18 protein-coding genes are annotated in these 24,982 nt (G+C 73.0%); 16 read left to right on the plus strand and 2 right to left on the minus strand.

Annotated elements, in window-relative coordinates:
* Positions 1 to 53 precede the first annotated feature (53 nt).
* Entirely contained in the window at positions 54 to 884 is an 831-nt protein-coding gene (locus ACZ7KF_RS23300; RefSeq protein ID WP_471078181.1) for an HAD family hydrolase, read from the minus strand.
* A 594-nt stretch (positions 885 to 1,478) separates the two neighbouring features.
* Between ACZ7KF_RS23300 and ssd the strand changes: the two genes are divergently transcribed.
* From ssd to ACZ7KF_RS23335, 7 genes are all read left to right on the plus strand, one after another.
* Entirely contained in the window at positions 1,479 to 2,585 is a 1,107-nt protein-coding gene (gene ssd, locus ACZ7KF_RS23305; protein ID WP_471078184.1) for a septum site-determining protein Ssd, read from the plus strand.
* Entirely contained in the window at positions 2,582 to 3,808 is a 1,227-nt protein-coding gene (locus ACZ7KF_RS23310; RefSeq protein ID WP_471078187.1) for a TadA family conjugal transfer-associated ATPase, read from the plus strand. Before ssd ends, ACZ7KF_RS23310 begins: the two co-directional genes overlap by 4 nt.
* A 7-nt stretch (positions 3,809 to 3,815) precedes the next feature.
* Entirely contained in the window at positions 3,816 to 4,661 is an 846-nt protein-coding gene (locus tag ACZ7KF_RS23315) for a type II secretion system F family protein (RefSeq protein WP_471078467.1), read from the plus strand.
* Positions 4,662 to 4,794: 133 nt separating this feature from the next.
* Positions 4,795 to 5,574: a type II secretion system F family protein gene (locus ACZ7KF_RS23320; RefSeq protein ID WP_471078190.1), complete on the plus strand. Its 780-nt coding sequence runs from the start codon at positions 4,795 to 4,797 to the stop codon at positions 5,572 to 5,574.
* An 80-nt stretch (positions 5,575 to 5,654) separates the two neighbouring features.
* A complete protein-coding gene (locus ACZ7KF_RS23325; protein ID WP_471078193.1) occupies positions 5,655 to 5,855 on the plus strand; it encodes a DUF4244 domain-containing protein in 201 nt (66 codons plus the stop codon).
* Between the two features lie 22 nt (positions 5,856 to 5,877).
* Positions 5,878 to 6,228 (plus strand): TadE family type IV pilus minor pilin, encoded by a 351-nt coding sequence (locus ACZ7KF_RS23330; protein ID WP_471078196.1) that lies wholly within the window; start codon positions 5,878 to 5,880, stop codon positions 6,226 to 6,228.
* Between the two features lie 68 nt (positions 6,229 to 6,296).
* Positions 6,297 to 6,746 carry an Rv3654c family TadE-like protein gene (locus ACZ7KF_RS23335; protein WP_471078470.1) on the plus strand — a complete coding sequence of 150 codons (450 nt, stop codon included), beginning with the start codon at positions 6,297 to 6,299 and terminating at the stop codon, positions 6,744 to 6,746.
* Between the two features lie 147 nt (positions 6,747 to 6,893).
* Here the strand turns inward: ACZ7KF_RS23335 and ACZ7KF_RS23340 are convergent, their stop codons facing one another.
* Positions 6,894 to 9,476, minus strand: coding sequence for a DEAD/DEAH box helicase (locus tag ACZ7KF_RS23340; RefSeq protein WP_471078199.1), 2,583 nt, complete (start codon positions 9,474 to 9,476; stop codon positions 6,894 to 6,896).
* Between the two features lie 81 nt (positions 9,477 to 9,557).
* Between ACZ7KF_RS23340 and bldG the strand changes: the two genes are divergently transcribed.
* The 9 genes from bldG (at position 9,558) to ACZ7KF_RS23385 (ending at position 24,959) form a co-directional block, all read left to right on the plus strand.
* Positions 9,558 to 9,899, plus strand: coding sequence for an anti-sigma factor antagonist BldG (gene bldG, locus ACZ7KF_RS23345; protein ID WP_010986038.1), 342 nt, complete (start codon positions 9,558 to 9,560; stop codon positions 9,897 to 9,899).
* A gap of 214 nt (positions 9,900 to 10,113) precedes the next feature.
* On the plus strand, positions 10,114 to 10,548 hold the full coding sequence (locus tag ACZ7KF_RS23350; protein WP_471078202.1) for an ATP-binding protein: 435 nt from the start codon (positions 10,114 to 10,116) through the stop codon (positions 10,546 to 10,548).
* A gap of 498 nt (positions 10,549 to 11,046) precedes the next feature.
* Entirely contained in the window at positions 11,047 to 13,455 is a 2,409-nt protein-coding gene (locus tag ACZ7KF_RS23355) for a sodium-translocating pyrophosphatase (RefSeq protein WP_471078205.1), read from the plus strand.
* Between the two features lie 214 nt (positions 13,456 to 13,669).
* Complete coding sequence (locus tag ACZ7KF_RS23360; RefSeq protein WP_471078208.1) at positions 13,670 to 14,284, plus strand: small secreted protein; 615 nt, start codon at positions 13,670 to 13,672, stop codon at positions 14,282 to 14,284.
* Between the two features lie 250 nt (positions 14,285 to 14,534).
* Positions 14,535 to 16,055 carry a DUF7059 domain-containing protein gene (locus ACZ7KF_RS23365; protein ID WP_471078211.1) on the plus strand — a complete coding sequence of 507 codons (1,521 nt, stop codon included), beginning with the start codon at positions 14,535 to 14,537 and terminating at the stop codon, positions 16,053 to 16,055.
* 389 nt (positions 16,056 to 16,444) lie between these two features.
* Positions 16,445 to 16,642 carry a hypothetical protein gene (locus ACZ7KF_RS23370; protein WP_471078214.1) on the plus strand — a complete coding sequence of 66 codons (198 nt, stop codon included), beginning with the start codon at positions 16,445 to 16,447 and terminating at the stop codon, positions 16,640 to 16,642.
* Between the two features lie 257 nt (positions 16,643 to 16,899).
* Positions 16,900 to 19,734 carry a type I DNA topoisomerase gene (topA, locus tag ACZ7KF_RS23375; protein ID WP_471078217.1) on the plus strand — a complete coding sequence of 945 codons (2,835 nt, stop codon included), beginning with the start codon at positions 16,900 to 16,902 and terminating at the stop codon, positions 19,732 to 19,734.
* A 212-nt stretch (positions 19,735 to 19,946) separates the two neighbouring features.
* Positions 19,947 to 23,393, plus strand: coding sequence for a dTMP kinase (gene tmk / locus ACZ7KF_RS23380; RefSeq protein WP_471078220.1), 3,447 nt, complete (start codon positions 19,947 to 19,949; stop codon positions 23,391 to 23,393).
* Positions 23,394 to 23,753: 360 nt separating this feature from the next.
* Positions 23,754 to 24,959 carry a DNA polymerase III subunit delta' gene (locus tag ACZ7KF_RS23385; RefSeq protein WP_471078223.1) on the plus strand — a complete coding sequence of 402 codons (1,206 nt, stop codon included), beginning with the start codon at positions 23,754 to 23,756 and terminating at the stop codon, positions 24,957 to 24,959.
* Positions 24,960 to 24,982: the final 23 nt, after the last annotated feature.

Genomic DNA, 24,982 nt, shown 5'->3' on the forward strand with positions numbered 1-24,982 from the left:
CCTGCCTGCACTTCTTTACTTTCAGGATCAAACGGGGTGAAACGGGGCGTCGGTCAGGCGGTGCTGCGCCGCCGGCTGGCGTACCAGACGAGCCCGGCCGTCGCCGCCGCCGCGCCTATGGCCGCTGCCGCGACCAGGGCCGGGCGCGGCGGGACGGAGAAGGTGGGCAGCCGCTTCTTCAGCGGTACGGGGCGGCGGAACTCCAGCACCGGCCACCCGCGCGCGAGTGCCTCGCGGCGCAGCGCGCGATCCGGGTTCACCGTGTGCGGGTGCCCGACGGCCCGCAGCATCGGCAGATCGGTCGCCGAGTCGCTGTAGGCGTAGCAGCGGTCGAGGTCGTAGCCCTCGGACGCGGCCAGCTCCCTGATGGCGTCGGCCTTGGTCGGGCCGTAGGCGTAGTACTCCACCTCGCCCGTGAAGCAGCCGTCCTCGCCGACGACCATGCGGGTGGCGACCACCCGGTCCGCGCCCAGCAGCTCGCCGATCGGCTCGACCACCTCCGCGCCCGAGGTGGACACGATCACCACGTCCCGGCCGGCCGCGTGATGCTCCTCGATGAGAGAGGCGGCCTCGTCGTAGATGATCGGGTCGATCAGCTCGTGCAGTGTCTCGGCGACGATCTCCCGCACCTGCTGGACGTTCCAGCCGCGGCACAGTGCGGAGAGATACTCGCGCATACGCTCCATCTGGTCGTGGTCCAGGCCGCCGGCCAGGAAGACGAACTGGGCATAGGCGGTGCGCAGCGCGGCCCTGCGGTTGATCAGGCCGCCTTGGTAGAAGGACTTGCTGAAGGTGAGCGTGCTCGACTTCGCAATGACCGTCTTGTCCAGGTCAAAGAAGGCCGCTGCGCGGGGCAAGGAGTGGTTTTCCACGTCCCTGAGCATAGGCGCCCACCATTCGGCGTAAGGTGGGGCGTGTGGGTTTGCCTGAGAGGGCTCTCGGGTACACCATGGAAGTCACGGATCGTTCGCGACCGTGCTAACCCGGCCCGACTCCTCCCCCCCCGAGTCGGCCGTGGGGACGACCCCCGCTCTCCCCCCCGGCGGGGGTCGTCGCATGTCCGGACGGCTTTTCTCCGTTCTTCTCGTTCTTCACGCGGCCGTACGGCAGGAGCCGTGCCCTCGTTGCCGCGCACTTCAGCATGCTCATGATCGGTGACGCAGGGTAACCGAGAGGCTGCTCTGTGGAAGTCGCACACGGATCAGTACACGGGTCACCGGTATGGGTGACGGAGATATTCACAGGACCGCGGTTGTCCACAGTTTTCGACCAAGATCCACATCATTTCGCGGATCGCTGCACCGTGATTCCCACGCGCTTCGGCCACGGCGAGTTCATGGCCGGTTCCGATTGCCGGATCGCGTATGGCCGGTTCCTATCGGCCGTTCATATGGAGGCCGCTCGCCGGTTCTTCACATCTTGGGGATTCGCGTGGCCGCAGGGGCTGCGCGGCCCCCGCAGCGAAAGGGGGAACACCCGTGACCGGAACCGTCACCCACGACCCGCCGCCCGGCACCGGAGACCGGCCCGGACGGCCGCTCATCGTCACCGAGGACGCCGCGCTCCTGGACGATCTGCTGCGCCTGTGCGCGGCGGCGGGCGCCACACCCGAGGTCCACCACGGCGTACCGGAAGCCGGCGACGGCTGGGCGACGGCCCCGCTCGTACTCGTCGGCGACGATGCCGCCCGCCGGGTCGCCGGAGCGGCGCGTCGGCCCGCAGTGGTGCTCGTCGGCCGCGACCAGGACGACCCGGGGGTGTGGAAACGAGCCGTGCTGATCGGCGCCGACCACGTCCTGATGCTTCCCGACGGCGAGGCGTGGCTGGTCGACCGCATCGCCGACGTCGCCGAGGGCATCGGCCGGCCGGCCCTCACCATCGGGGTGATCGGCGGCCGGGGCGGGGCCGGAGCGTCCACGCTCGCGTGCGCGCTCGCCGTCACCTCCGCGCGCGAGGGACTGCGCACCCTCCTGGTGGACGCCGATCCGCTCGGCGGCGGACTCGACGTACTCCTCGGCGGCGAGAGCACCGAAGGACTGCGCTGGCCCGCCTTCGCCGCCTCCCGCGGCCGGGTCGGAGGCGGCGCCCTGGAGGAGTCGCTGCCCGAACTGCACTCCCTGCGCGTGCTCAGCTGGGACCGCGGCGACTGCGTCGCCGTTCCGCCACCCGCCGTGCGCGCGGTGCTGGCCGCCGCCCGCCGACGCGGCGGCACGGTCGTGGTCGACCTGCCGCGCCGTCTCGACGACGGGGTCGCCGAAGCCCTCGCCCAGCTCGACCTCGCCCTGCTCGTCGTCCCGGCCGAACTGCGGGCGGTCGCCGCCGCCGGACGCGTCGCCTCCGCCGTCGGCATGGTCGTACGCGACCTGCGGGTCGTGGTCCGCGGGCCCTACGCACCCGGCCTCGACGACCACGAGGTGGCCCGGCTGCTCGGCCTGCCGCTGGCGGGCGAAGTGCCCGTCGAACCGGCCCTGGCACGCCCGCGCGGCGGCGCGAAGCCCCCCGGCGCGAGCGGACGCGGCCCGCTCGCCCGCTTCTGCACGAACTTCTGGGAGCGCGCGCTGGTCGAGGCGGGAGGCATCCGATGACCCTGCCCGGACTCGACCGGGCCGACGGGGTGGCCCTGCTCGACGGCGTCCGCCGCCGGCTCGCCGAGAGCGGCGCCGAACCCACCCCCGCGCGCGTGGCCCAGGCGCTGCGCGAACAGGGCCGGGTCCTCGGCGACGCGGAGGTCCTCGGCGCGGCCGAACACCTGCGGTCCGAACTCGTCGGTACCGGCCCCCTGCAGCCGCTGCTCGCCGACCCGGACGTCACCGACGTCCTGGTCTCCGCCCCGGACCGGGTGTGGGTCGACCGCGGCGCCGGCCTGGAACTGACCCCGGTGACCTTCCCCGACGCGGCGGCCGTACGACGCCTCGCACAGCGGCTGGCCGCCGTGGCCGGACGCCGGCTGGACGACGCCCGGCCCTGGGCGGACGCCCGGCTGCCCGACGGCACCCGGCTGCACGCGGTGCTGCCCCCCGTCGCCGTCGGCTGCACCTGCCTGGCCCTGCGGGTGGTACGGCCGCGCGCCTTCACCGTCGAGGAACTCGCCGCGGCCGGCACCGTGCCGCCCGGCGGCGACCGGATCCTGCGGGCGCTGCTCGCGGCCCGGCTGTCCTTCCTGGTGAGCGGCGGGACCGGATGCGGCAAGACGACGTTGCTGAGCACCCTGCTCGGGCTCGTGGGGCCGGGTGAACGGATCGTGCTCGCCGAGGACTCGGCCGAGCTGCGGCCGGACCACCCGCACGTCGTCCGGCTGGAGACCCGGCCTGCCAACCAGGAGGGAGCCGGCCTGGTCACGTTGGAGGACCTCGTGCGGCAGGCGCTGCGGATGCGGCCGGACCGGCTGGTCGTCGGCGAGGTGCGCGGACCCGAGGTCGTGCATCTGCTCGCGGCCCTCAACACCGGCCACGAGGGCGGCTGCTGCACGGTCCACGCCAATGCGGCGGCGGATGTACCGGCCCGGCTGGAGGCGCTGGCCACGGCCGCCGGACTGGATCGCGCCGCGCTGCACAGCCAGCTGGCGGCGGCCCTCTCGGTGGTGGTGCACCTCGTACGGGACCGGTCCGGGCGGCGCCGGATCGCCGAGGTGCATGTGCTGGAGCGGGACGCCACCGGGCTGGTGCGGACGGTACCGGCCCTGCGCTGGGGCGCGGGGGCGTTCACGCGGGAGCGGGGGTGGGCGCGGCTGCGGCAACTGCTGGGGGCGTCGGGCGAGGTCGAAGAGGTCGAAGACGAGGGGGAGAGGGGTGAGGGAAGTGGTCGGTGAGACCTCCATGGTGGCCGCGCTGGCCTGTCTCGGCGCGCTGGTCCGGCTGCTGGGCGGGCGGCACCAGGGTATGCGGCGGGCCCGGCTCCTGCTGGCCGGTGGCGGAGTGGTGGCCGGCGGGCCGCCCGTCCCGGAGCGACTCCTCGCGGAACTGCGGCGGCTGCGAGGGCGGTGGGGAGCCGAGTGGTGGGCGCTCGTCGCCGGAGCGGTGACCGCCCTGCTGGGCGCCTCGGTGATTCCGGTCGTCGCGGGGGCGGCCGGGGTGCCGGTGCTGCGCCGCGTGCGACTGGCCCGGCGGGAACGGCGCGCCCGGGAGCGGCGGGCCGACGCGGTGATCGCCCTGTGCGGAGCGCTCGCCGGAGAGGTGCGGGCAGGGCGGCAGCCGGGGGAGGCGCTGCTGCGGGCCGCGCGGGACTCCGGCGGACTCGGCGACGCCCGGGCCGCCGTGGTGGCGGCGGCACGGTTCGGCGGAGACGTGCCCGGTGCGCTCGCCGCGGCGGCACGGCCACCGGGCGCCGAGGGCCTGCTCGGACTCGCCGCGTGCTGGCGGGTGGCCGTGGACCAGGGTGCGGGACTCGCCGCCGGCCTGGACCGGCTGGACGGGGCGCTGCGCGCCGAGCGGGACCGACGAGCCGATCTGCGGGCCCAGTTGGCGGGCGCCCGGGCCACCGCGGTGCTGCTCGCCGCGCTGCCCGTCCTCGGCCTGCTCCTCGGCACGGCCATGGGCGCGGACCCGTTGCGCGTGCTGCTGCACAGCGGGGCCGGCCTCGGCTGCCTGACGGCCGGGGCGGTGTTCGAGGCGGCGGGGATGTGGTGGGCGGTGCGGATCGTGCGAAGGGCGGAGGCGGTGTGAGGGCGACGGTGGTCGGGGCGGAGTCCGAGGCGGTCGAGAGAGGACGGGTGAACCGGTGTGCGCGGGAGAGGTGTTCGTTCCGTGACGCACGGAAGAGGCAAGCGCTTCGGGAGCTGTGGGAAGGGCCGGCGTCATGAGCTCAGAAGTCGTCCACAGGCTGGGGATGGCCGGGGTCGCGGTGCTGGCCCTGGGCTGGGCCGTCCGGCGGCTTGAGCTGGCGCGACGGCGGCGACAGGCGCGACGCCGGGTGGCCGGGCTGCTGGGGCTCGAAGCGCCCGCGGGGAGAGCGCCATGGGTGATCCCGGGTGCCGTGCGGCGGTGGCTGCCACCGGCCGGGGCGGCGCTGGGTGCCTGGGTGCTGGTCGGCGGGGTCGTCGGGGCCGCGCTGGGGCTGGGGGTCGGCGTCGCGCTCCGGCGGTGGCGGGACCGGCAGGACGAAACCGGCCAGGAGCAGGTGCGCGACGCCGCCGAGGCCGCGCGTCAACTCCCCCTCGCGGCGGACCTGCTGGCCGCCTGCATCACGGCCGGCGCCGGTCCGGTGATCGCCGCCCAGGCGGTGGGGGACGCCCTGGGCGGGCCCGTCGGGCAGGCGCTGGCGCGGGGCGCGGCGGAAGTCCGGCTCGGCGGCGCACCGGCGGACGCATGGCGGAACCTGGCCGCGCTGCCCGGCGCCGGTGCCCTGGCGCGGCTGCTGGAACGGGCCGACGAGTCCGGGCTCCCCGCCGCCGGCCCGGTCACCCGGCTCGCCTCGGACGCACGCGCGGAGTGGGCCCGTACGGCGACGGCCCGCGCACATCGGGCGGCCGTGCTGATCTCCGCTCCGGTCGGCCTGTGCTTCCTGCCCGCCTTCATCGCGGTCGGGGTGCTGCCCGTCGTGATCGGCCTGGCGGGCGGAGTGGTGGGAGGGAGGTGAGGGACACGAGAGCGGACGCGCACACAGACGTCAGCTGAGCACGGAGAAAGACAACAGATCGAAGCCTTACGGGGGTTGAGATGTTCGAAAAGATCAGGAAAGTCGCGGTCCGGATGCGCCAGGCGAGTCGCCAGGACGCCGGAATGGTGACGTCCGAGTACGCCATGGGGATCATCGCGGCCGTCGGCTTCGCGGTGCTGCTCTACCAGGTCGTCACCAGCGGCCAGGTCCAGGCGGAGCTGCAGGCCATCGTGAAGAAGGCCCTCAGTGCACGGATGTGAGCGGGGCGGGGACCGCGGGTTCGTGACCGCGGAGGCGGCCGTGGTGCTGTCCGTGCTGGTGGCGTTCACGATGGCGCTGGTCTGGGCGCTGCTCATGGTGGCGGCCCGGATCGAGTGCGTGGACGCCGCCCGCGCGGGCGCCCGGGCCGCCGCCCGGCAGGACCCCGACGGCACGGTGGTGGCAGTGGCCCGGGAAGCGGCGCCGCGGGGAGCACGGGTGACCTTGGCGCGCGAGGGCGACCGGGTCCGGGTGACGGTGGTGGCCAAGCCGCCGGTACTGAGCGGTTTGCCGTTCGAGGTACGGGAGGACGCCGTGGCACTCGCCGAGGACACCGTGGGGCCGCGGGCGGGAGCGGAAGAGGCGGGGCCGTGACGCGAGGGGGTGAGCTGAACGGCGGGCGGGAACGTGCCGACAGCGGGCGACGGGGCGGCCGGGGAGCGCTGCGTGCGAAGGTCTGGCGCCGGGGGCGCGGGTGCCTCGGCCGGCCGCGGGATGCCGACCGGGGGTCCGCCACCGTCTGGAGTCTGGGGGTGATCGCCGTGCTGTGCGTGGTGTTCGGGGCCGTGCTGGCTCTCGGGCAGGCCGTCGTCGTACGGCACCGGGCGGCCGGCGGCGCGGACCTGGCGGCGCTCGCGGCGGCGGACCACTGGGCCGAGGGCGGCACGGCCGCCTGCGCCCGGGCCGAGCGGCTGGCGGCGGCCCAGGGCGTGCGGCTGGTGCGGTGCGCGATCGTGGGCGACACCTCGGAGGTGACGGCGGCCGCAGGGCGAGGGCCGTTCACGGCGGAGGTCAGGGCGAGAGCGGGACCACCGGGTCCGGTGCCGCCCCACGCCTCGGGCAGGACTCCGGCCGGCCGGTCACCGGGCCCTCCGCAGGCTCCGCGCGCGTAGGTTCCGCTGCGGGCCCCTGCTCCCTGCCCCGAGTCGGCTCCGCTGCGGGCCCCTGCCCCGGCCTGCCCCGAGCCGGCTCCTTCACGGGCCCCTGCTCCCGCGTCCCCCGCGCAGGCCCCTGCCCCGGCCTTCCGCGGGTCCGCCCGGCTACGGCTCCTCTGTCGGGACCGATGCCGATCCCGACTCCGCCGATGCCTCCGCCGACGCCTGCCCTGGCCGCTCCTCGTTCGGCTCGTGCTGCTGCCCTGGCCGCTCCTCGTTCGGCTCCTGCCCCGGCTTCTCCTCCGGCGCCCCACGCAACAGCACCGTGAGCAGCCGTACCGCCCCCCTCTTGTGCAGCGGGTCGTTGCCGTTGCCGCACTTGGGGGACTGGATGCAGGACGGGCAGCCGGCCTCGCACTCGCAGGACGCGATGGCCTCCCGGGTGGCGGCGAGCCAGGCGCGGGCGGTGTGGAAGGCGCGCTCCGCGAAGCCAGCGCCGCCGGGATGGCCGTCGTAGACGAAGACGGTCGGGAGGAGCGTGTCGGGGTGCAGGGGGACCGAGACGCCGCCGATGTCCCAGCGGTCGCAGGTCGCGAAGAGGGGCAGCATGCCGATGGAGGCGTGCTCGGCGGCGTGCAGGGCGCCGCCGAGGATCTCCGGGATGATCCGGGCCTCGTCCAGCTGGTCGTCGGTGACCGTCCACCACACCGCGCGCGTGCGCAGCGTACGAGGAGGGAGGTCGAGTTTCGTCTCGCCCAGCACTTCGCCGGTGATGAGGCGTCTGCGGAGGTAGGAGACCACCTGGTTGGTGACTTCGACGGATCCGTAGCAGAGGCGGCCGGAGCCCCACGGGATCTCGGTGTCCGTCTCCAGGACGGAGATCGCGGTGGTGTCGCGGGCGACCGTCGAGTACGGCGGGTCGGCCTGCTCGACCAGGGCCACCGAGTCCTCCAGGTCCAGGGAGCGCACCAGGTAGGTGCGGCCCTGGTGCAGGTGTACGGCGCCCTCGTGGACCGAGGAGTGCGCGGCGCCCGCGTCGACCGTGCCCAGCAGACGCCCCGTGCCGGACTCGACGACCTGCACCGGACGGCCGCCGGCGCCGCGGATGTCGGTGAGGTCGGCGGCGCGTTCCCGGCGGGTCCAGTGCCAGGCCTTCGTGCGGCGGCGGAGCAGCTTCGCGGCCTCCAGCTGCGGCAGCACATCCGCACAGGCGGGACCGAAGAGGTCCAGGTCCTCCTCGGTCAGCGGCAGCTCCGCCGCGGCGGCGCACAGGTGCGGGGCGAGGACGTAGGGATTGTCGGGGTCGAGGACCGTCGATTCCACCGGTTGGTCGAACAGAGCCTCGGGATGGTGGACGAGGAAGGTGTCCAGCGGGTCGTCGCGGGCCACGAGGACCGCGAGGGCGCCCTGGCCGGAGCGGCCCGCACGGCCCGCCTGTTGCCACAGGGACGCGCGCGTGCCCGGGTAGCCGGAGATCACCACCGCGTCCAGGCCCGAGACGTCCACGCCCAGCTCCAGGGCCGTCGTGGCGGCCAGGCCGAGGAGTTCGCCGGAGTGCAGGGCGCGTTCCAGGGCGCGGCGCTCCTCGGGGAGGTAGCCGCCGCGGTAGGCCGCGACACGCCGGACCAGGGAGCGGTCGACGGCGGCGAGTTTCTCCTGGGCGATCACCGAGATCAGCTCGGCGCCGCGCCGGGAGCGTACGAAGGCGACCGAGCGCACGCCCTGCACGGTGAGATCGGTCAGCAGGTCGGCGGTCTCGGCGGTGGCGGTCCGCCGTACGGGGGCACCCTTCTCGCCCTGCAACTCGGTGAGCGGGGGCTCCCAGAGGGCGAAGACCAGCTCCCCGCGCGGGGAGGCGTCGTCGGCGACCTCCACGACCGGCAGACCGGTCAGCCGGCGGGCGGCGACCGCGGGCTCGGCGGCGGTCGCGGAGGCCAGCAGGAACACGGGGGAGGAGCCGTAGCGGGCGCACAGACGGCGCAGTCGGCGCAGCACCTGGGCGACATGCGAGCCGAAGACGCCCCGGTAGGTGTGGCACTCGTCGATGACGACGTACCGGAGCGCCTTCAGGAAGGAGGACCAGCGCGGGTGGGAGGGAAGTATCCCGCGGTGCAGCATGTCCGGGTTGGTGAGCACGTAGTTGCCGTACTGGCGGATCCACTCGCGTTCCTCGAACGGGGTGTCGCCGTCGTACACGGCCGGGCGCACCGATGTGCCGAGCGGTTGTGAAAGTTCCTTCACGGATCGGCACTGGTCCGCCGCGAGCGCCTTCGTGGGGGCGAGGTACAGGGCGGTGGCCCCTCGGCCGTTCGGCGCCTCGGAACCATCCAGGAGAGTGGACAGTACGGGTACGAGATACGCGAGGGATTTGCCGGAGGCGGTGCCGGTGGCGACGACCACCGAGTCGCCGTCCAGCGCGTGCTCGGCGACCAGTGCCTGGTGCGCCCAGGGGTGCTCGATGCCGCACGCCTGCACGGCCGCGATCACCTCGGACCGAATCCGGTCAGGCCAGACGGCATGGCGGCCCGCGCGCGGGGGCAAGTGCTCCGTATGAGTGATGCGCGCAGCCCGGCTCGGCCCGGAAGCGAGCCGGTCCAGAACCGTGCCCGGAGACGGGCGCGACGCCGGGCGGGCCTGGGATTGATCGGATCGGTGATTCTCGGCCATTGGCACCGAGTGTGTCACTGGAGTGACGGACAATGGAGCCAAGGCGTCGTGCACGCCTGCCGGTAAGTGATTGAATGCCATCGCGGCTGGCGAAGCGTCCCGAGGGCCGCAAGCCGAGGTGCCCGAGGGGCGACCGCTCGATAGCAAGGTGCTGGAGGATCCGTGGACCTGTCCCTGTCGACCCGTACCGTCGGCGATCGTACGGTCGTCGAGGTCGGTGGCGAAATCGACGTATATACCGCGCCCAAGCTGCGCGAGCAGCTGGTCGAGCTGGTGAACGACGGGAATTTCCACCTCGTCGTCGACATGGAGGGCGTGGACTTCCTCGACTCCACCGGGCTCGGCGTGCTGGTCGGCGGCCTGAAGCGTGTTCGAGCCCATGAGGGCTCACTGCGCCTGGTCTGCAACCAGGAGCGCATTCTGAAGATCTTCCGCATCACCGGCCTCACCAAGGTGTTCCCGATCCACACCTCGGTCGAGGAAGCGGTGGCGGCCACCGACTGATCACCGACTGATCCCGGACCGGTCGCCGGCGCCGGGCCCCGCGGGGCCCGGACGTCGGCCGGTCCCGTCCGGGCCGTCGCCCGTCCCGTGCCGGGGCGGTGAGCGGTCCGGCTCCGGTCCGTCCAGGCGGCCCGGGGCGCAGCAGTACACCGGGGGGTGCGGGCGCTCGGCGGCCCCGCCCCCGACCGCACGCCCGTAGTCGCGAGGGGGATGCATGGCCACCGTCGAACTCCGCTTCAGCGCGCTGCCCGAGCACGTCCGGACCGCCCGGTTGGTGGCGGCAGCGGTGGCACGCAGGGCCGGAGTGGACGAGGCCGTCCTGGACGAGGTGCGGCTCGCCGTGGGCGAGGCGTGCTCCCGCGCCGTCGGACTGCACCAGATCAGCGGGGTCACGGCACCGGTGAAGGTGGCGCTGATCGAGGACGAGAAACAGTTCTCCATCGAGGTCGGCGACGAGGCTCCGCATGCCACCCCGGGTGGCGACACGCCCGGCGCCGCGCAGGACGGCGAGGCGGAGGTCGAGGAGGACGAGATGGGCCTCGCGGTCATCAGCGGCCTCGTCGACGACGTGGAGGTCACCACCGGGCAGAACGGCGGCCTGATCCGCATGACCTGGCCGACCACACCGCCGGCCGTAGTCCTCCCCTGACCTTTCCGCGGCGTACCACCGAGCCGGCGTACGACCGAGCAGTCTCCAGCGCGTGTCCCGACCCGCTCACGGCTTCCCGCCGACTCGCTCACGGCTTCCCGCCGACCCGCTCACGGCTTCCCGCCGACCCGCTCCGAGCCTGCCGCCGAGTGGCTCCCGAGCCGCTCCGAGCCATCTCCGAGCCTCCCGCCGAGCCGTCTCCGAGCCGGCGTGCGCACTCCCGAGGGCCCTGCTCAGCAGGGCCCTTGTCGTATTGTCCGTCCCGCACCGGAATTCGTGAAGGAATTCACGATCAATAGCCCGATAATTTGATCAAGAGTCAATGCGGTCGTCAATGCCTTTGAGGCATTACCTCTTTCGGGTTCCCTGGTGTTATCTCGATCATTTGCTGAAGAGCAGAAGAAGGCTGATTCCGCTTACCGTCCCCTGTTTAGATCACTCGCGGGTACCTACAATCCGTCCACATCTTGAGCTCAGCCCAAGCGTCAAGGAGGACGAATGGCGGGGCTTTTTACCCCACATCAGTCGGGTCACCCCACATCCCTCGCGGCTGCGGTCCTGACCGACGACAACCGGATCATCGTGGCCGCCATCGCGGCGGTCGCCCTGGCCGCGCTGGTGGTCGCGTGGATCCTGGTGCGCCAGGTGCTGGCGGCGGGCGAGGGAACCGACAGCATGAAACGGATCGCCGAGGCGGTCCAGGAAGGAGCCAAGGCGTATCTCGCCAGGCAGTTGCGCACGCTCGGCGTATTCGCCGTCGTCGTCTTCTTCCTGCTCTTGCTGCTGCCCGCGGACGACTGGAATCAGCGGGCCGGCCGCTCGGTGTTCTTCCTGATCGGAGCGGTTTTCTCGGCGACCACCGGCTATATCGGCATGTGGCTCGCCGTGCGCAGCAACGTACGGGTCGCCGCGGCGGCCCGGGAAGCGACTCCGGGACCGGGTGAACCGGCAAAGGATCTCACTACCGTTTCGCACACCGCGATGAAGATCGCATTTCGCACGGGCGGCGTCGTCGGCATGTTCACGGTGGGTCTCGGCCTGCTGGGCGCCTCCTGTGTGGTGCTGGTGTACGCGGCCGACGCGCCGAAGGTGCTGGAGGGCTTCGGCCTCGGCGCCGCCCTGATCGCGATGTTCATGCGCGTGGGCGGCGGCATCTTCACCAAGGCCGCCGACGTCGGCGCCGACCTGGTCGGCAAGGTCGAACAGGGCATTCCGGAGGACGACCCGCGCAATGCCGCGACCATCGCCGACAACGTGGGCGACAACGTCGGCGACTGCGCGGGCATGGCGGCCGACCTCTTCGAGTCGTACGCCGTCACCCTGGTGGCCGCGCTGATCCTCGGCAAGGCCGCCTTCGGCGACTCCGGACTGGCCTTCCCGCTGCTGGTGCCCGCCATCGGCGTGCTCACGGCGATGATCGGCATCTTCGCGGTCGCCCCCCGGCGTGCCGACCGCAGCGGTATGACCGCGATCAACCGAGGGTTCTTCATCTCGGCGGTGATCTCACTGGTGCTGGTCGCGGTCGCGGTCTTCGTCTACCTGCCGTCGAAGTACTCCGACCTCGACGGCGTCACCGACGCCGCGATCAGGGGCAAGGAGGGCGACCCGCGCATCCTCGCACTGGTGGCGGTGGCCATCGGCATCCTGCTCGCCGCCGTCATCCAGCAGCTGACCGGCTACTTCACCGAGACCAACCGCCGCCCGGTGCGGGACATCGGCAAGACCTCCCTCACCGGCCCGGCCACCGTCGTGCTGTCCGGCATCTCGGTGGGTCTGGAGTCCGCCGTCTACACCGCTCTGCTCATCGGGCTCGGCGTGTACGGCGCGTTCCTGCTCGGCGGTACGTCGATCATGCTGGCACTGTTCGCGGTCGCACTGGCCGGCACCGGTCTGCTCACCACGGTCGGCGTGATCGTCGCCATGGACACCTTCGGTCCCGTCTCCGACAACGCGCAGGGCATCGCGGAGATGTCCGGCGACGTCGAGGGCGCGGGCGCGCAGGTGCTCACCAACCTGGACGCGGTCGGCAACACCACCAAGGCCATCACCAAGGGCATCGCCATCGCCACCGCCGTCCTCGCCGCGTCGGCGCTGTTCGGGTCGTACCGCGACGCGATCACCACCAACGTGCAGGACGTCGGCGCCAAGCTGAGCGGGCCGGGCTCGCCGCTGAGCCTGTCGATGGACATCTCGCAGCCCAACAACCTCGTCGGCCTCATCGCGGGCGCGGCGGTCGTCTTCCTCTTCTCCGGACTGGCCATCAACGCGGTGTCGCGGTCGGCGGGTTCGGTGGTGTTCGAGGTGCGGCGGCAGTTCCGTGAGAAGCCCGGGATCATGGACTTCACGGAGAAGCCCGAGTACGGCAAGGTCGTCGACATCTGCACCAAGGACGCCTTGCGGGAGCTGGCCACGCCCGGTCTGCTCGCCGTGCTGGCGCCCATCTTCATCGGTTTCACCCTCGGTGTCGGTGCGCTCGGCTCCTATCTCGCGGGTGCCATCGGGGCGGGCACGTTGATGGCGGTGTTCCTGGCCAACTCCGGTGGTGCCTGGGACAACGCCAAGAAGCTGGTGGAGGACGGCCACCACGGCGGCAAGGGCAGCGAGGCCCACGCGGCCACGGTGATCGGCGACACGGTCGGTGACCCCTTCAAGGACACCGCCGGGCCCGCGATCAACCCGCTGCTGAAGGTCATGAACCTGGTCTCGCTGCTCATCGCGCCGGCGGTGATCAAGTTCTCCTACGGTCAGGACAAGAGCCTCGGCGTGCGGATCGGGGTCGCGGTCCTCGCGCTGCTGGTGATCGTCGTCGCCGTGTACATCTCCAAGCGGCGCGGCATCGCCGTCGGGGACGACGAGGAGACCGCCGAGCGGGTCTCCAACTCGCCCGACGCCGCGGTGGTTTCGTAGGACAGGTTCACAGGGCCTGGTCAACGGGCGGGCGGGCGGCGCGCACTGACGTGCCGCCCGCCCGCTTACGTGTGTGCGCCCGCCCACGTCGTGAGCCTTCTCTCCCGTGGTGCGAAAGCTCACAAAATCCTACTTATAGGCCGTTCGGTCGGGGGAGGGGGTGTGTCCGCCGTGTAGATTCCGGGGGCCGAGAGCCATGGAAGGGACCGATCCGGTGAACAAGAAGCTCGCGGCCGCACTGTCCGGCGGTGCGGTACTCGTGATGGCGGTGTCCGGGTGCACCAGCGGCGGCGGTGACAAGGGGCCCGACCCCAAGCTGGTGTCCTGGGCCAAGACCGTGTGCGACGCGGTGCCCTCGCAGGACGCCAAGATCAGGTCGGCCAACGCGTCGATCAAGTCCATCGCCACGGACAGCAACCTGCCGCCGAAGAGCGCCCAGAAGACCTACGCGCAGGCCTTCCAGGACACGGCCGACGGCTACAAGGCGCTCGCCGACGCCCTCGGCAAGGCGGGGGCGCCCCCCGGCATCGACGACGGCGCCAAGCGGCAGCGGGACGCCGTCAAGAGCCTCGCCGGCCTCTCCGCGTCGTACGCCGACCTGAAGAAGCAGGTCGACGGGCTCGACACCAAGGACCAGGGCAAGTTCGCCCGGGGGCTCAAGGCCGTCGCCGCCCAGTCGAAGGAAGTCGGCGAGCAGGGCGTCTCCGGCACGGCGGCGCTGAAGCGGCTGGAGCAGGACGACGTCAAGAAGGCGATGGCCGAGCAGCCCAGCTGCAAGGTCGCCGCGTCCGCGACCGCGTCCCCGAGCGCACCGGCCTCGGCCGGCTGACACCGGCGGACGACCGGCCCGGAGCCGGCTCGCGCGCGACCGTGCCGGTAGCCGGTGCCGGTCGGCCGGCATCGGCGGGCGGCCCGCGGAGCCGGCTCGTGCGTGCCCGCGCTGGGCGCGGCCGGACGGCGTCCGCGGTGGTCTGTGTGCGGCCGGCTCGTGCGTGACCGGCCGGGGAGGGGTGTCCGGCGGCGGCGGGCGGCCCGCGCGGGGTCGGTCCCAGGCTGCCGTCCCGGGCCACAATGGGGGCGTGACTGACTCCGGACCCGCTCCCCTGCCCGCTTCCGACCGGCCCGAGATCGCCGCGCGTCTGAGGGACGCGCTGCTGGCCGCGTCCTTCACCGCCGACGGGCTGCTCGACCTGCTCGGCGCCGCCGCCTACGCGGCGCTGGCCCGCAGCGAGACCGTGCCCGCCCTGCGGGCGACCCGTGGCGACACGCCGCTGGAGACGCTCGTACGGCTCTTCCTGCTCCAGCAGCCGGTGTCCCACGCGCGCGTGGCGGCCGTTCTCCCGGTCGAGGAGGCCCTGGAGGCCGGCTGGCTCACACGCGTGCGCGGCGACGAGGTGGCCGCCACCGTGGACGTACGGCCGTACGGCGGTCCCGGCGGCGAGGACTGGTTCATCGTCTCCGACCTCGGCTGCGCGGTCGGCGGCGCGGGCGGCATCGGGCAGCGCGACGAGGGCGTCGTCCTGGGCGTCGGCGGCGCCTCCACGACCCTGGCCGGCATCACCGTCCGCACCCCCGTCGGCTCCGCCCTGGACCTCGGCACCGGCTCCGGCATCCAGGCGCTGCACGCCGCCCAGCACGCCACGCGCGTGACGGCGACCGACCTCAACCCGCGCGCGCTGCATGTCACGGCGCTCACGCTGGCGCTCTCCGGCGCGCCCGCCGCCGAGCTGCGCGAGGGTTCGCTCTTCGAGCCGGTCCGGGACGACGAGACGTTCGACCTGATCGTGTCCAACCCGCCGTTCGTGATCTCCCCGCGGGCCCGGCTGACGTACCGGGACGGTGGCATGGGCGGGGACGATCTGTGCCGCTCGCTCGTTCAGGAGGCGGGGGAACGGCTGAACGAGGGCGGGTTCGCGCAGTTCCTCGCGAACTGGCAGCACGTGGCGGGGGAGGACTGGCAGGACCGACTCAGGTCGTGGGTGCCGCGCGGGTGCGATGCCTGGATCGTGCAGCGCGAGGTGCAGGACGTCACGCAGTACGCCGAGCTGTGGCTCAGGGACGCCGGTGACCACCGCGAGGACCCGGCGGACTACCAGGCGCGCTACGACGCCTGGCTCGACGAGTTCGAGGCGCGCAAGGTCAAGGCGATCGGCTTCGGCTGGATCACCCTGCGCAGGACCGGTTCCGCGGAGCCGGTCGTCACCGTGGAGGAGTGGCCGCACCCGGTCGAGCAGCCGCTCGGGGAGACGATCCGGGCGCACTTCGAACGTCTCGACTATCTCCGGGAGCACGACGACGCGGCGCTGCTGGACAGTCACTTCAAGCTCGTCGCCGAAGTGGTCCAGGAGCAGGTCGGGCTGCCCGGCGCCGAGGATCCGGAGCATGTGGTGCTGCGCCAGCACCGCGGGATGCGCCGGGCGACGAAGGTGGACACGGTCGGTGCCGGGTTCGCCGGCGTGTGCGACGGCACGCTGAGCGCGGGCCGCATCCTGGACGCCATCGCGCAGCTCGTCGGCGAGGACCCGGTGCGGCTCCGCGACCGCACCCCCGCGCAGATCCGGCTGCTGGTGGAGCAGGGCTTCCTGGAGCCGACGGTCTGAGCGGACGGTCTGAGCCGACTGTCTGAGCCGCCGGTCCGAGCCGAAGGTCGGACCCGTCGGTCCGAGCCGAAGGTGTGCGCCGACGGCCCGAGCCGCCCGCTCGCGTCGCCGGGGCGAGCCGTCGGCCGGATCGTCCTCCGGCCGCGGCGGAGCGTCGTCGTATGCCAGGGGCACGGGCCCGGCGCGGGTGCCGGGAGGACGGACGGCCGACCCGCTTCCGGAAAACGGCCGGAAAAATATTGAGAAAGAGGTCCGGGCCGCCTTTGTTCGAGCATGTGTTCGACTGCACGGAGACCTTCCGTTCACCCCGTCGTCGCCCGCCCGTCTCCCGCGCGTGCCACCCTCCCGGCGCTGGGCGGAGCCGACGGCAGGGAAGGGGTGGGCGGGCGATGGAGAGCGGGCCGGCGATCTTCGCGGGAGTGGTGTTCGCCCTGTTCGGGGCCGGTCTGCTGGCATGGACGGGGACGCGTCTGCGGCGTGGGGAAGCGGTGGCCTTCGGTGTGAGTCGGATCGCATCGGCGGCCCTCGCGAGCGGGTCGGGAGTGGTCGCGCTGACCCTGGGCGTGTACTGCCTGACTCGGCTCTGAGGCCGGTCGGTGCCGTGTCCACGGGGTAAGGGGAGCGTCACGCTCCGGACAGGGGTGCGGGTGCGACCGGGCGGTCCGGGCGGCAGGAAAGGCGGTAGTCGGGTTACCGTTCGAGTGGCCGTTGTGGGCTTTTCCCGTTTGACACGGGGGCGGGATGTAGCGTCACACTCCGCAGCGTCACACGAGCCAGCAGTACGCCGCGACCCCGGGACCACGGCCTGGGGAGGCCCCAGCGTCGACCGGAGAGAAGAGCCAAGTTGTCCCCGACCAGCGAGACCGCACAGGGCGGTCGCCGACTCGTCATCGTCGAGTCGCCTGCCAAGGCGAAGACGATCAAGGGCTACCTCGGCCCCGGCTACACCGTCGAGGCGAGCGTCGGGCACATCCGCGACCTTCCCAACGGCGCCGCGGAGGTGCCGGAGAAGTACACCGGCGAGGTACGTCGCCTCGGTGTGGACGTCGAACACGACTTCGAGCCGATCTATGTCGTCAACGCCGACAAGAAGGCCCAGGTCAAGAAGCTCAAGGACCTGCTCAAGGACTCCGACGAACTCTTCCTCGCCACCGATGAGGACCGCGAGGGCGAGGCCATCGCGTGGCACCTCCTGGAGGTCCTGAAGCCCAAGGTCCCGGTCAAGCGGATGGTCTTCCACGAGATCACCAAGGACGCGATCCGCGAGGCCGTCGCCAACCCGCGCGACCTCAACCAGCGCATGGTCGACGCCCAGGAGACCCGCCGCATCCTCGACCGTCTCTACGGCTACGAGGTCTCCCCGGTGCTGTGGAAGAAGGTCATGCCCCGGCTGTCGGCCGGCCGCGTGCAGTCCGTCGCCACGCGGCTCGTCGTGGAGCGGGAGCGCGAGCGCATCGCTTTCCGTTCCGCCGAGTACTGGGACCTGACGGGCACCTTCGCGACCGGCCGCGCGGGAGACTCCTCGGACCCGTCGTCGCTCGTCGCCCGCCTGCAGACCGTCGACGGCAGGCGCGTCGCGCAGGGCCGTGACTTCGACTCCCTGGGGCGGATCAAGAGCGAGAACACCCTCCACCTCGACGAGGCGAACGCCCGCGCTCTCGCCGCCGCCCTGGAGAACACCCGCTTCTCCGTGCGCTCCGTCGAGTCCAAGCCGTACCGCCGCTCGCCGTACGCCCCGTTCCGTACGACGACGCTGCAGCAGGAGGCCAGCCGCAAGCTCGGCTTCGGCGCGAAGGCCACCATGCAGATCGCGCAGAAGCTGTACGAGAACGGCTACATCACGTACATGCGTACGGACTCCACGACGCTGAGCGAGACGGCGATCACCGCCGCCCGCACCCAGGTCACGCAGCTGTACGGGGCCGACTACCTGCCGCCGCAGCCGCGCACCTACGCGGCCAAGGTCAAGAACGCCCAGGAGGCGCACGAGGCGATCCGTCCGTCGGGTGATCGTTTCCGCACGCCCGCGGAGACCGGCCTGTCCGGCGACCAGTTCAAGCTCTACGAGCTGATCTGGAAGCGGACCGTCGCCTCCCAGATGAAGGACGCCACGGGCAACTCCGTCACCGTGAAGATCGGTGGCGCCGCCGCCGACGGCCGGGACGTCGAGTTCAGCGCCTCCGGCAAGACGATCACCTTCCACGGCTTCCTGAAGGCCTACGTCGAGGGTGCCGACGACCCGAACGCCGAGCTGGACGACCGCGAGCGCCGGCTGCCGCAGGTCGCCGAGGGCGACGCGCTGTCCGCCGAGGAGATCACGGTCGACGGCCACGCGACCAAGCCCCCGGCCCGCTACACCGAGGCCTCCCTGGTCAAGGAGCTGGAAGAGCGCGAGATCGGTCGCCCGTCGACGTACGCGTCGATCATCGGCACGATCCTGGACCGCGGTTACGTCTTCAAGAAGGGCACGGCCCTGGTGCCGTCCTTCCTGTCCTTCGCCGTGGTGAACCTCCTGGAGAAGCACTTCGGTCGGCTCGTCGACTACGACTTCACCGCCAGGATGGAAGACGACCTCGACCGCATCGCCGCGGGTGAGGCGAAGGCCGTGCCGTGGCTGAAGCGCTTCTACTTCGGCGAGGGCACCGCCACGGGCGGCGCGGCCGACGCCGGCAACGGCGACGGCGACCACCTCGGTGGCCTCAAGGAACTGGTGACCGACCTGGGCGCGATCGACGCCCGCGAGGTCTCGTCGTTCCCGGTGGGCAACGACATCGTGCTCCGCGTCGGCCGCTACGGCCCGTACATCGAGCGCGGCGAGAAGGACACCGAGCAGCACCAGCGCGCCGACATCCCGGACGACCTGGCGCCGGACGAGCTGTCCATCGAGCTGGCCGAGGAACTGCTGGCCAAGCCCAGCGGCGACTTCGAACTGGGCGCCGACCCGGAGACGGGCCACCAGATCGTCGCCAAGGACGGCCGCTACGGCCCGTACGTCACGGAGATCCTCCCCGAGGGCACCCCGAAGACCGGCAAGAACGCGGTCAAGCCGCGGACGGCCTCGCTCTTCAAGTCCATGTCGCTCGACACGGTGACGCTCGCGGACGCGCTGAAGCTGATGTCGCTGCCGCGCGTCGTGGGCACGGACGCCGACGGCGTGGAGATCACCGCGCAGAACGGCCGCTACGGCCCGTACCTGAAGAAGGGCACGGACTCGCGGTCCCTGCAGGCCGAGGACCAGATCTTCACGATCACGCTGGAGGAGGCGCAGGCGATCTACGCCCAGCCGAAGCAGCGTGGCCGGGCCGCCGCCAAGCCGCCGCTGAAGGAGCTGGGCGAGGACCCGGTCTCCGGCAAGCCGGTCGTGGTCAAGGACGGCCGCTTCGGCCCGTACGTCACCGACGGCGAGACCAACGCGACCCTCCGCTCCGGCGACAGTGTCGAAACGATCACTCCTGAGCGTGGTTTCGAGCTGCTCGCCGAGAAGCGGGCGAAGGGCCCCGCCAAGAAGACGACCGCGAAGAAGGCGGCGGCCAAGAAGACCGCTCCGGCGAAGAAGACCGCCGCCAAGAAGACGGCCGCGAAGAAGACGACGGCTGCCGCGAAGAAGACGACCGCCAAGAAGACCACCGCGAAGAAGGTGACGGCTTCGAAGACGGCGGCTTCGGGCTCGGAGGACTGACGCTTCGGGCTTGTAGGACTGAAGCTTCGGGCTCGGAGGACTGACGTTTCGGGCTCCTGGGACCGATGATTCGGGCCCGGAACGACTGTTCGGGCCCGGACGCCCGCGGCTTCGCGCAACGCACGCGCGCCCCGGCACCACTGCGGTGCCGGGGCGCGCGCACGTCCGGACACGCGAGGTGTGCTGTCAGTCGCTGCGGATAGGCTGAACGCATGACGCGAGCCGAGCAGCCGACGGCCCACCCCACAGCACCGGACGACGAACTCGTCGCGGACTCCCGCGAGCGCGCCGTCCGTTCCCTGCTGCGCCGACCGCAGCTGAGGCGCCTGTGGAGCGCGCAGCTGGTGAGTGGCGTCGGCGATGCCCTGTCCCTTCTCGTACTGGTCCTGCTGGTCCTCCAGGCGGCGATCGCCGAGGGGGCCTTCGGCGGTGGTTACCGAGGCGTGGCGTTCGCAGTGGCGACGATCTTCGGTGTGCGCATCCTCGCCACGCTGCTGTTCGGCGCCGTCCTCCTCGGCCCGCTGACCTCGCTCACCGCCCAGGAGGGCCCGCTCGACCGCCGCTGGACCATGGTCGGTGCCGACGGCCTCCGCGCCGCGCTGCTGATCGTCGCGCCCCTGTGGATCGACTGGACCCCGGACAACGCGCTCGCCGTCCTGCTGGTCACCGCCTTCGTCACCGGCGTCGCCGAGCGGCTGTGGACCGTGTGCCGGGAGAGCGCCGCCCCCGCCCTGCTGCCGGCCCCGCCCCCGGAAGGCGCGACCGTACGGCCGCTCCCGGACCACCTGGACGCCCTGCGCCGCCTCGCGCTGCGCACCGGCTTCCTCGCGGTCCCGCTGGCCGCCGCCACCCTGGCCGTCGCCTCCCTGCTGAACAACCTCCTGGGTACCGGCGTGGCCTGGTTCGACCAGCACCAGGCGGCCCTCGCGGCGTATGTGGCGGCCGGGCTGTTCGCCGCCTCCCTGTCCGTGCTGACCGTCCTGGAGCTGCCTGATACGCGCACCCCGCGCGCGCGGTCCCCGCTGGAGGGTCTGCGCCGCCCGCGCACCGGCACCGGCGTCGACAAGGGCCGTACGGGCGCCGTCCCGCTGCTCGTCCCGGCCTGTGCCGGTGTCGCCGGGGCGATCGCCGCGGCCGTCGCGGTGTGCGTACTGCACGCCAAGGACCTGGGCGGTGGCCCGGTCCTGTACGGCCTGCTGGTACTGGGTCTGACCGGCGGTGTCGCCGTCGGCATCCGGACCGCCCCCGCGCTGCTGCCCTCGCTCTCCCGGCGCCGTCTGCTGGCCCTGGCGATCGCCTTCACCGGCATCGCCCTGCTGGCCGCCGGACTGGTCCCGGACGTCACCACCGTCCTGCTGATCGTCACTCTGGCCGGCGCCGCCGCGGGCGTCGCCGCCAACACCGGGCACACCCTGCTCGACCAGGAGACCGAGGACTACCGCCGGGCGCGCACCACCGAGCACCTGCACGCCGTGGTCCGCGTCTTCATAGCGCTCGGCGCCCTGGTCGCACCCCTGGTCGCCGCGCTGATCGGCCCGCACCGGCTGGAGAACGGGAAGTTCGTCTTCGCGCACGGCGGGGCGGCCTTCACGCTGATGCTGGTCGGCGCGCTGCTGCTGCCGGTGGCCGCGCTGGTCCTCGCCAAGGTCGACGACCGGTCCGGTGTACCCCTGCGCCAAGACCTCAAGGACGCGCTGCTCGGCGGCGACGACCCGCTGCAGGCCCCCACGGCGAACGGCTTCTTCATCGCCCTGGAGGGCGGCGACGGCGCCGGCAAGTCCACCCAGGCCGAGGCCCTCGCCGAGTGGATCCGCGCCAAGGGCCACGAGGTCGTGCTCACCCGCGAGCCCGGCGCCACCCCGGTGGGCAAGCGGCTGCGCTCGATCCTGCTGGACGTGTCCTCGGCGGGGCTGTCGCACCGCGCGGAGGCGCTGCTGTACGCGGCCGACCGCGCGGAGCACGTCGACACGGTCGTACGCCCCGCCCTGGAGCGTGGCGCGGTGGTGATCTCCGACCGCTACACCGACTCCTCCGTCGCCTACCAGGGCGCCGGCCGTGATCTGTCCCCGACCGAGATCGCCCGCATCAACCGCTGGGCCACCAACGGGCTCGTCCCGCACCTCACCGTTCTGCTGGACGTCTCCCCGGCGACCGCCCGCGAGCGGTTCACCGAGGCGCCGGACCGGCTGGAGTCGGAGCCGGCGGAGTTCCACGCGCGCGTACGGTCCGGTTTCCTCACACTGGCCGCCTCCGACCCCGGCCGCTACCTGGTCGTGGACGCCGGCCAGGAACCCGAGGCCGTCACCACCGTGATCCGGCACCGGCTCGACACCGTGCTGCCGATGTCCGAGGCCGAGATCAAGGCCCAGGAAGAGGCCCGGAAGAAGGCCGAGGAGGAGGCCCGCCGCAAGGCCGAGGAAGAGGCCGCCCGCAAGGCCGAGGAGGAGCGCCTGCAGCGCGAGCGCGAGGAGCAGCTCGCCCGCCTGCGTGCCGAGGAGGAGGAGCGCAAGCGGCGCGAGCTGGAGGAGGCGCAGCGGCGCGAGGCCGAACGCCAGGCGGAGGAGGCGCGGCAGCGGGCCGAGGAAGCCCGCCGGCGCGCGGAGGAGGAGCGCCAGCGGCTGCTCGCCGAGGAGAAGGCGCGCGCCGAGGAGGAGGCCCGCCGCAAGGCCGAGGAGGAGCGGCGCCGCAAGCAGGCCGAGGAGGAGGCCCGGCTGCGCGCCGAGGAAGAGGCCCGGCAGGCTCGGCTGCGCGCCGAGGAGGACGCGCGGCGCCTGGAGGCCCAGCGCAAGGCGGAGGACGCGCTGCTGCGGGCCGAGGAAGCCCGTCGACAGGCCGCCGAGGCCGCGGCCGCGGCCGACGCCGCGGCCCGCAGGCCGAGCGCGCCCCGGCCGACGGCACCGGGCGTGGTCTCCGACGCGGCCACCGCCCCCACTCCGGCGGTGTCCCCGGGCACGTCCCGGGCCGCCGACGAGACCGTCCCGACACCGGTGGTGTCGCCGGACGCGAAGGCGCCGGGTGCGGGCAGCCGGGCCACGGACGACACGACCGTGCTGCGGCCGGTGCGCGAGGACCGCCGCGACCCCGCGTCCGACTCCGTATCCAACTCCGCGTCCGACCCCGTGTCCGACTCCGCCCGGGGCGCCCGGCGCTCCCTCGCGGACTCCGAGGTGACCACCGAGCTGCCTCAGCCGCCGGTCGCCTCCGGACCGGCGGACGAGACGGCCGTACTGCCGCCGGTGTCGGCCGACGAGACGGCCGTACTGCCGCGCGTCTCCGACGACGAGACGGCCCAGCTGCCGTCGGTGGCTCCGGGCGCGGCGGACGAGACCGCCGTACTGCCGCCCGTACGGGGTGCCGACCCGGCGGACCGGGTACCGCCCGGCTTCTTCCGGGACGAGCGGCCCGCCGCGGACCCCGACGGCTCCGAGCCGCGCACGCGTGAGATGCCCCAGCTCGACGCCGACGGCACGCCCCGCCGCCGCCCGCGCTCCGACTGGGCCGAGGAGACCCCGCTGGACGACCTGCCGTCGCTCGCCGACGAGCTGCTGGGTTCGTACGACGAGCGGGACTACGCCGACCGGGGCGACCGCGGCGACGGCGACCGCGCTGACAGCGAGCAGCCGGGCCGCAAGGGCCGTGGCCGGGGCCGACGCGGCTGACCGGCGCCTTGACGGGCAAGGGGCTCCGGAGTGGCTGACCGGCGCCCCGTACGCGGGCATGGGTGCCCTGAGCGTGGCTGACCGGCGCTTTCAGGCATGGGCAAGGGCATGGGCATGGGTGCCCCGGGGGTCGGCGCGGGCCGGTGTCCTCGGAGCGCTGATGCGCCCCAGGACACGTCGCACTTCCGGGGCGCTCCCGCGTCGCTCCGGGACGCTCCCGCGTTGCCAGGGGACCCCCGGGGCGCTCCCGAAGTCCTTCTCCTTGGTCGCTCCCGTCTCCCCCGGTGGGCCACCGTTGTCAGTGCACACCCGCACAATGGATGGCGGAACGCGCAGTGTGACGGAAGGGCGGCGTGACCCGTGACCGTGTGGGACGACCTCGTCGGGCAGGAGAAGGTGAGCGCGGTGCTCGACGGCGCCGCGCGGGACGCCGACGCCCTCGTCACGGCCGCCGCGGCGGCCGAGCCGCTGCCCGAGGCGTCGAGGATGACCCACGCCTGGCTGTTCACGGGCCCGCCCGGCGCGGGCCGGAACCAGGCGGCGCGGGCTTTCGCCGCGGCCCTGCAGTGCGTGAGCCCGGACCGCGCGCTCGGCGGCACCCCCGGCTGCGGCTTCTGCGACGGCTGCCACACCGCGCTGCTCGGCACCCACGCGGACGTCACGACCGTGGCGGCCGTCGGCTCCGAGATCCTGGTCAAGGACATGCGGGACACGGTCCGCAAGTCGTTCACCGCCCCGGCGAACGGCCGCTGGCAGATCATCCTGGTCGAGGACGCCGAGCGGCTGAACGAGAAGTCGGCCAACGCCGTCCTCAAGGCCGTCGAGGAGCCCGCCCCGCGCACGGTCTGGCTGCTCTGCGCGCCCTCCATCGAGGACGTCCTGCCGACCATCCGCTCCCGCTGCCGCCACCTGAACCTGCGCACGCCGTCCGTCGAGGCGGTCGCCGACATGCTCGTGCGGCGCGACGGCATCGAGCCCGAGGTCGCCGTGTCCGCCGCGCGCGCCACCCAGGGCCATGTGGACCGGGCCCGCCGTCTGGCCACCGACCCGGCGGCCCGTGAGCGCCGGGCCTCCGTGCTGAGGCTGCCGCTCCGGCTGGACGAGGTCGGTGCCTGCCTCAAGGCCGCCCAGGAGCTGGTCGACGCCGCCGCCGAGGATGCCAAGCAGCTCGCCGAGGAGATGGACGGCAAGGAGACCGAGGAGCTGAAGACGGCGCTCGGCGCGGCCCAGGGCGGCCGGCTGCCGCGGGGCACGGCGGGGGTGATGAAGGACCTGGAGGACATGCAGAAGCGGCGCAGAACCCGTACGCAGCGCGACAGCCTGGACGTCGCCCTCGGCGACCTCACCGCCTTCTACCGCGACGTCCTCGCCCTCCAGCTCGGCACGCGCGTGGCGCTCGCCAACGCCGACGCCGAGGACGCCCTGGAGCGGCTCGCCCGCGGCAGCACCCCGGAGTCCACCCTCCGCCGCATCGAGGCGATCTCCGCGTGCCGGGAAGCCCTGGACCGCAACGTGGCTCCGCTGCTGGCGGTGGAGGCGATGACGATGGCGCTCCGGGCGGGGTGAGCCCGCGCGGGCGCCGAACCGAT

The organism is Streptomyces sp. NPDC038200 (genome assembly GCF_055600785.1).

Excerpts from the sequence above, each read along its gene's own strand:
- tmk (WP_471078220.1), top strand. The coding sequence starts at position 19,947 with ATGACGCGAGCCGAGCAGCCGACGGCCCACCCCACAGCACCGGACGAC.
- ACZ7KF_RS23340 (WP_471078199.1), bottom strand. The coding sequence starts at position 9,476 with ATGGCATTCAATCACTTACCGGCAGGCGTGCACGACGCCTTGGCTCCA.
- ACZ7KF_RS23320 (WP_471078190.1), top strand. The coding sequence starts at position 4,795 with ATGAGCTCAGAAGTCGTCCACAGGCTGGGGATGGCCGGGGTCGCGGTG.
- ACZ7KF_RS23310 (WP_471078187.1), top strand. The coding sequence starts at position 2,582 with ATGACCCTGCCCGGACTCGACCGGGCCGACGGGGTGGCCCTGCTCGAC.
- ACZ7KF_RS23300 (WP_471078181.1), bottom strand. The coding sequence starts at position 884 with ATGCTCAGGGACGTGGAAAACCACTCCTTGCCCCGCGCAGCGGCCTTC.
- ACZ7KF_RS23315 (WP_471078467.1), top strand. The coding sequence starts at position 3,816 with ATGGTGGCCGCGCTGGCCTGTCTCGGCGCGCTGGTCCGGCTGCTGGGC.
- ACZ7KF_RS23355 (WP_471078205.1), top strand. The coding sequence starts at position 11,047 with ATGGCGGGGCTTTTTACCCCACATCAGTCGGGTCACCCCACATCCCTC.
- ACZ7KF_RS23370 (WP_471078214.1), top strand. The coding sequence starts at position 16,445 with ATGGAGAGCGGGCCGGCGATCTTCGCGGGAGTGGTGTTCGCCCTGTTC.
- ACZ7KF_RS23325 (WP_471078193.1), top strand. The coding sequence starts at position 5,655 with ATGTTCGAAAAGATCAGGAAAGTCGCGGTCCGGATGCGCCAGGCGAGT.
- ACZ7KF_RS23350 (WP_471078202.1), top strand. The coding sequence starts at position 10,114 with ATGGCCACCGTCGAACTCCGCTTCAGCGCGCTGCCCGAGCACGTCCGG.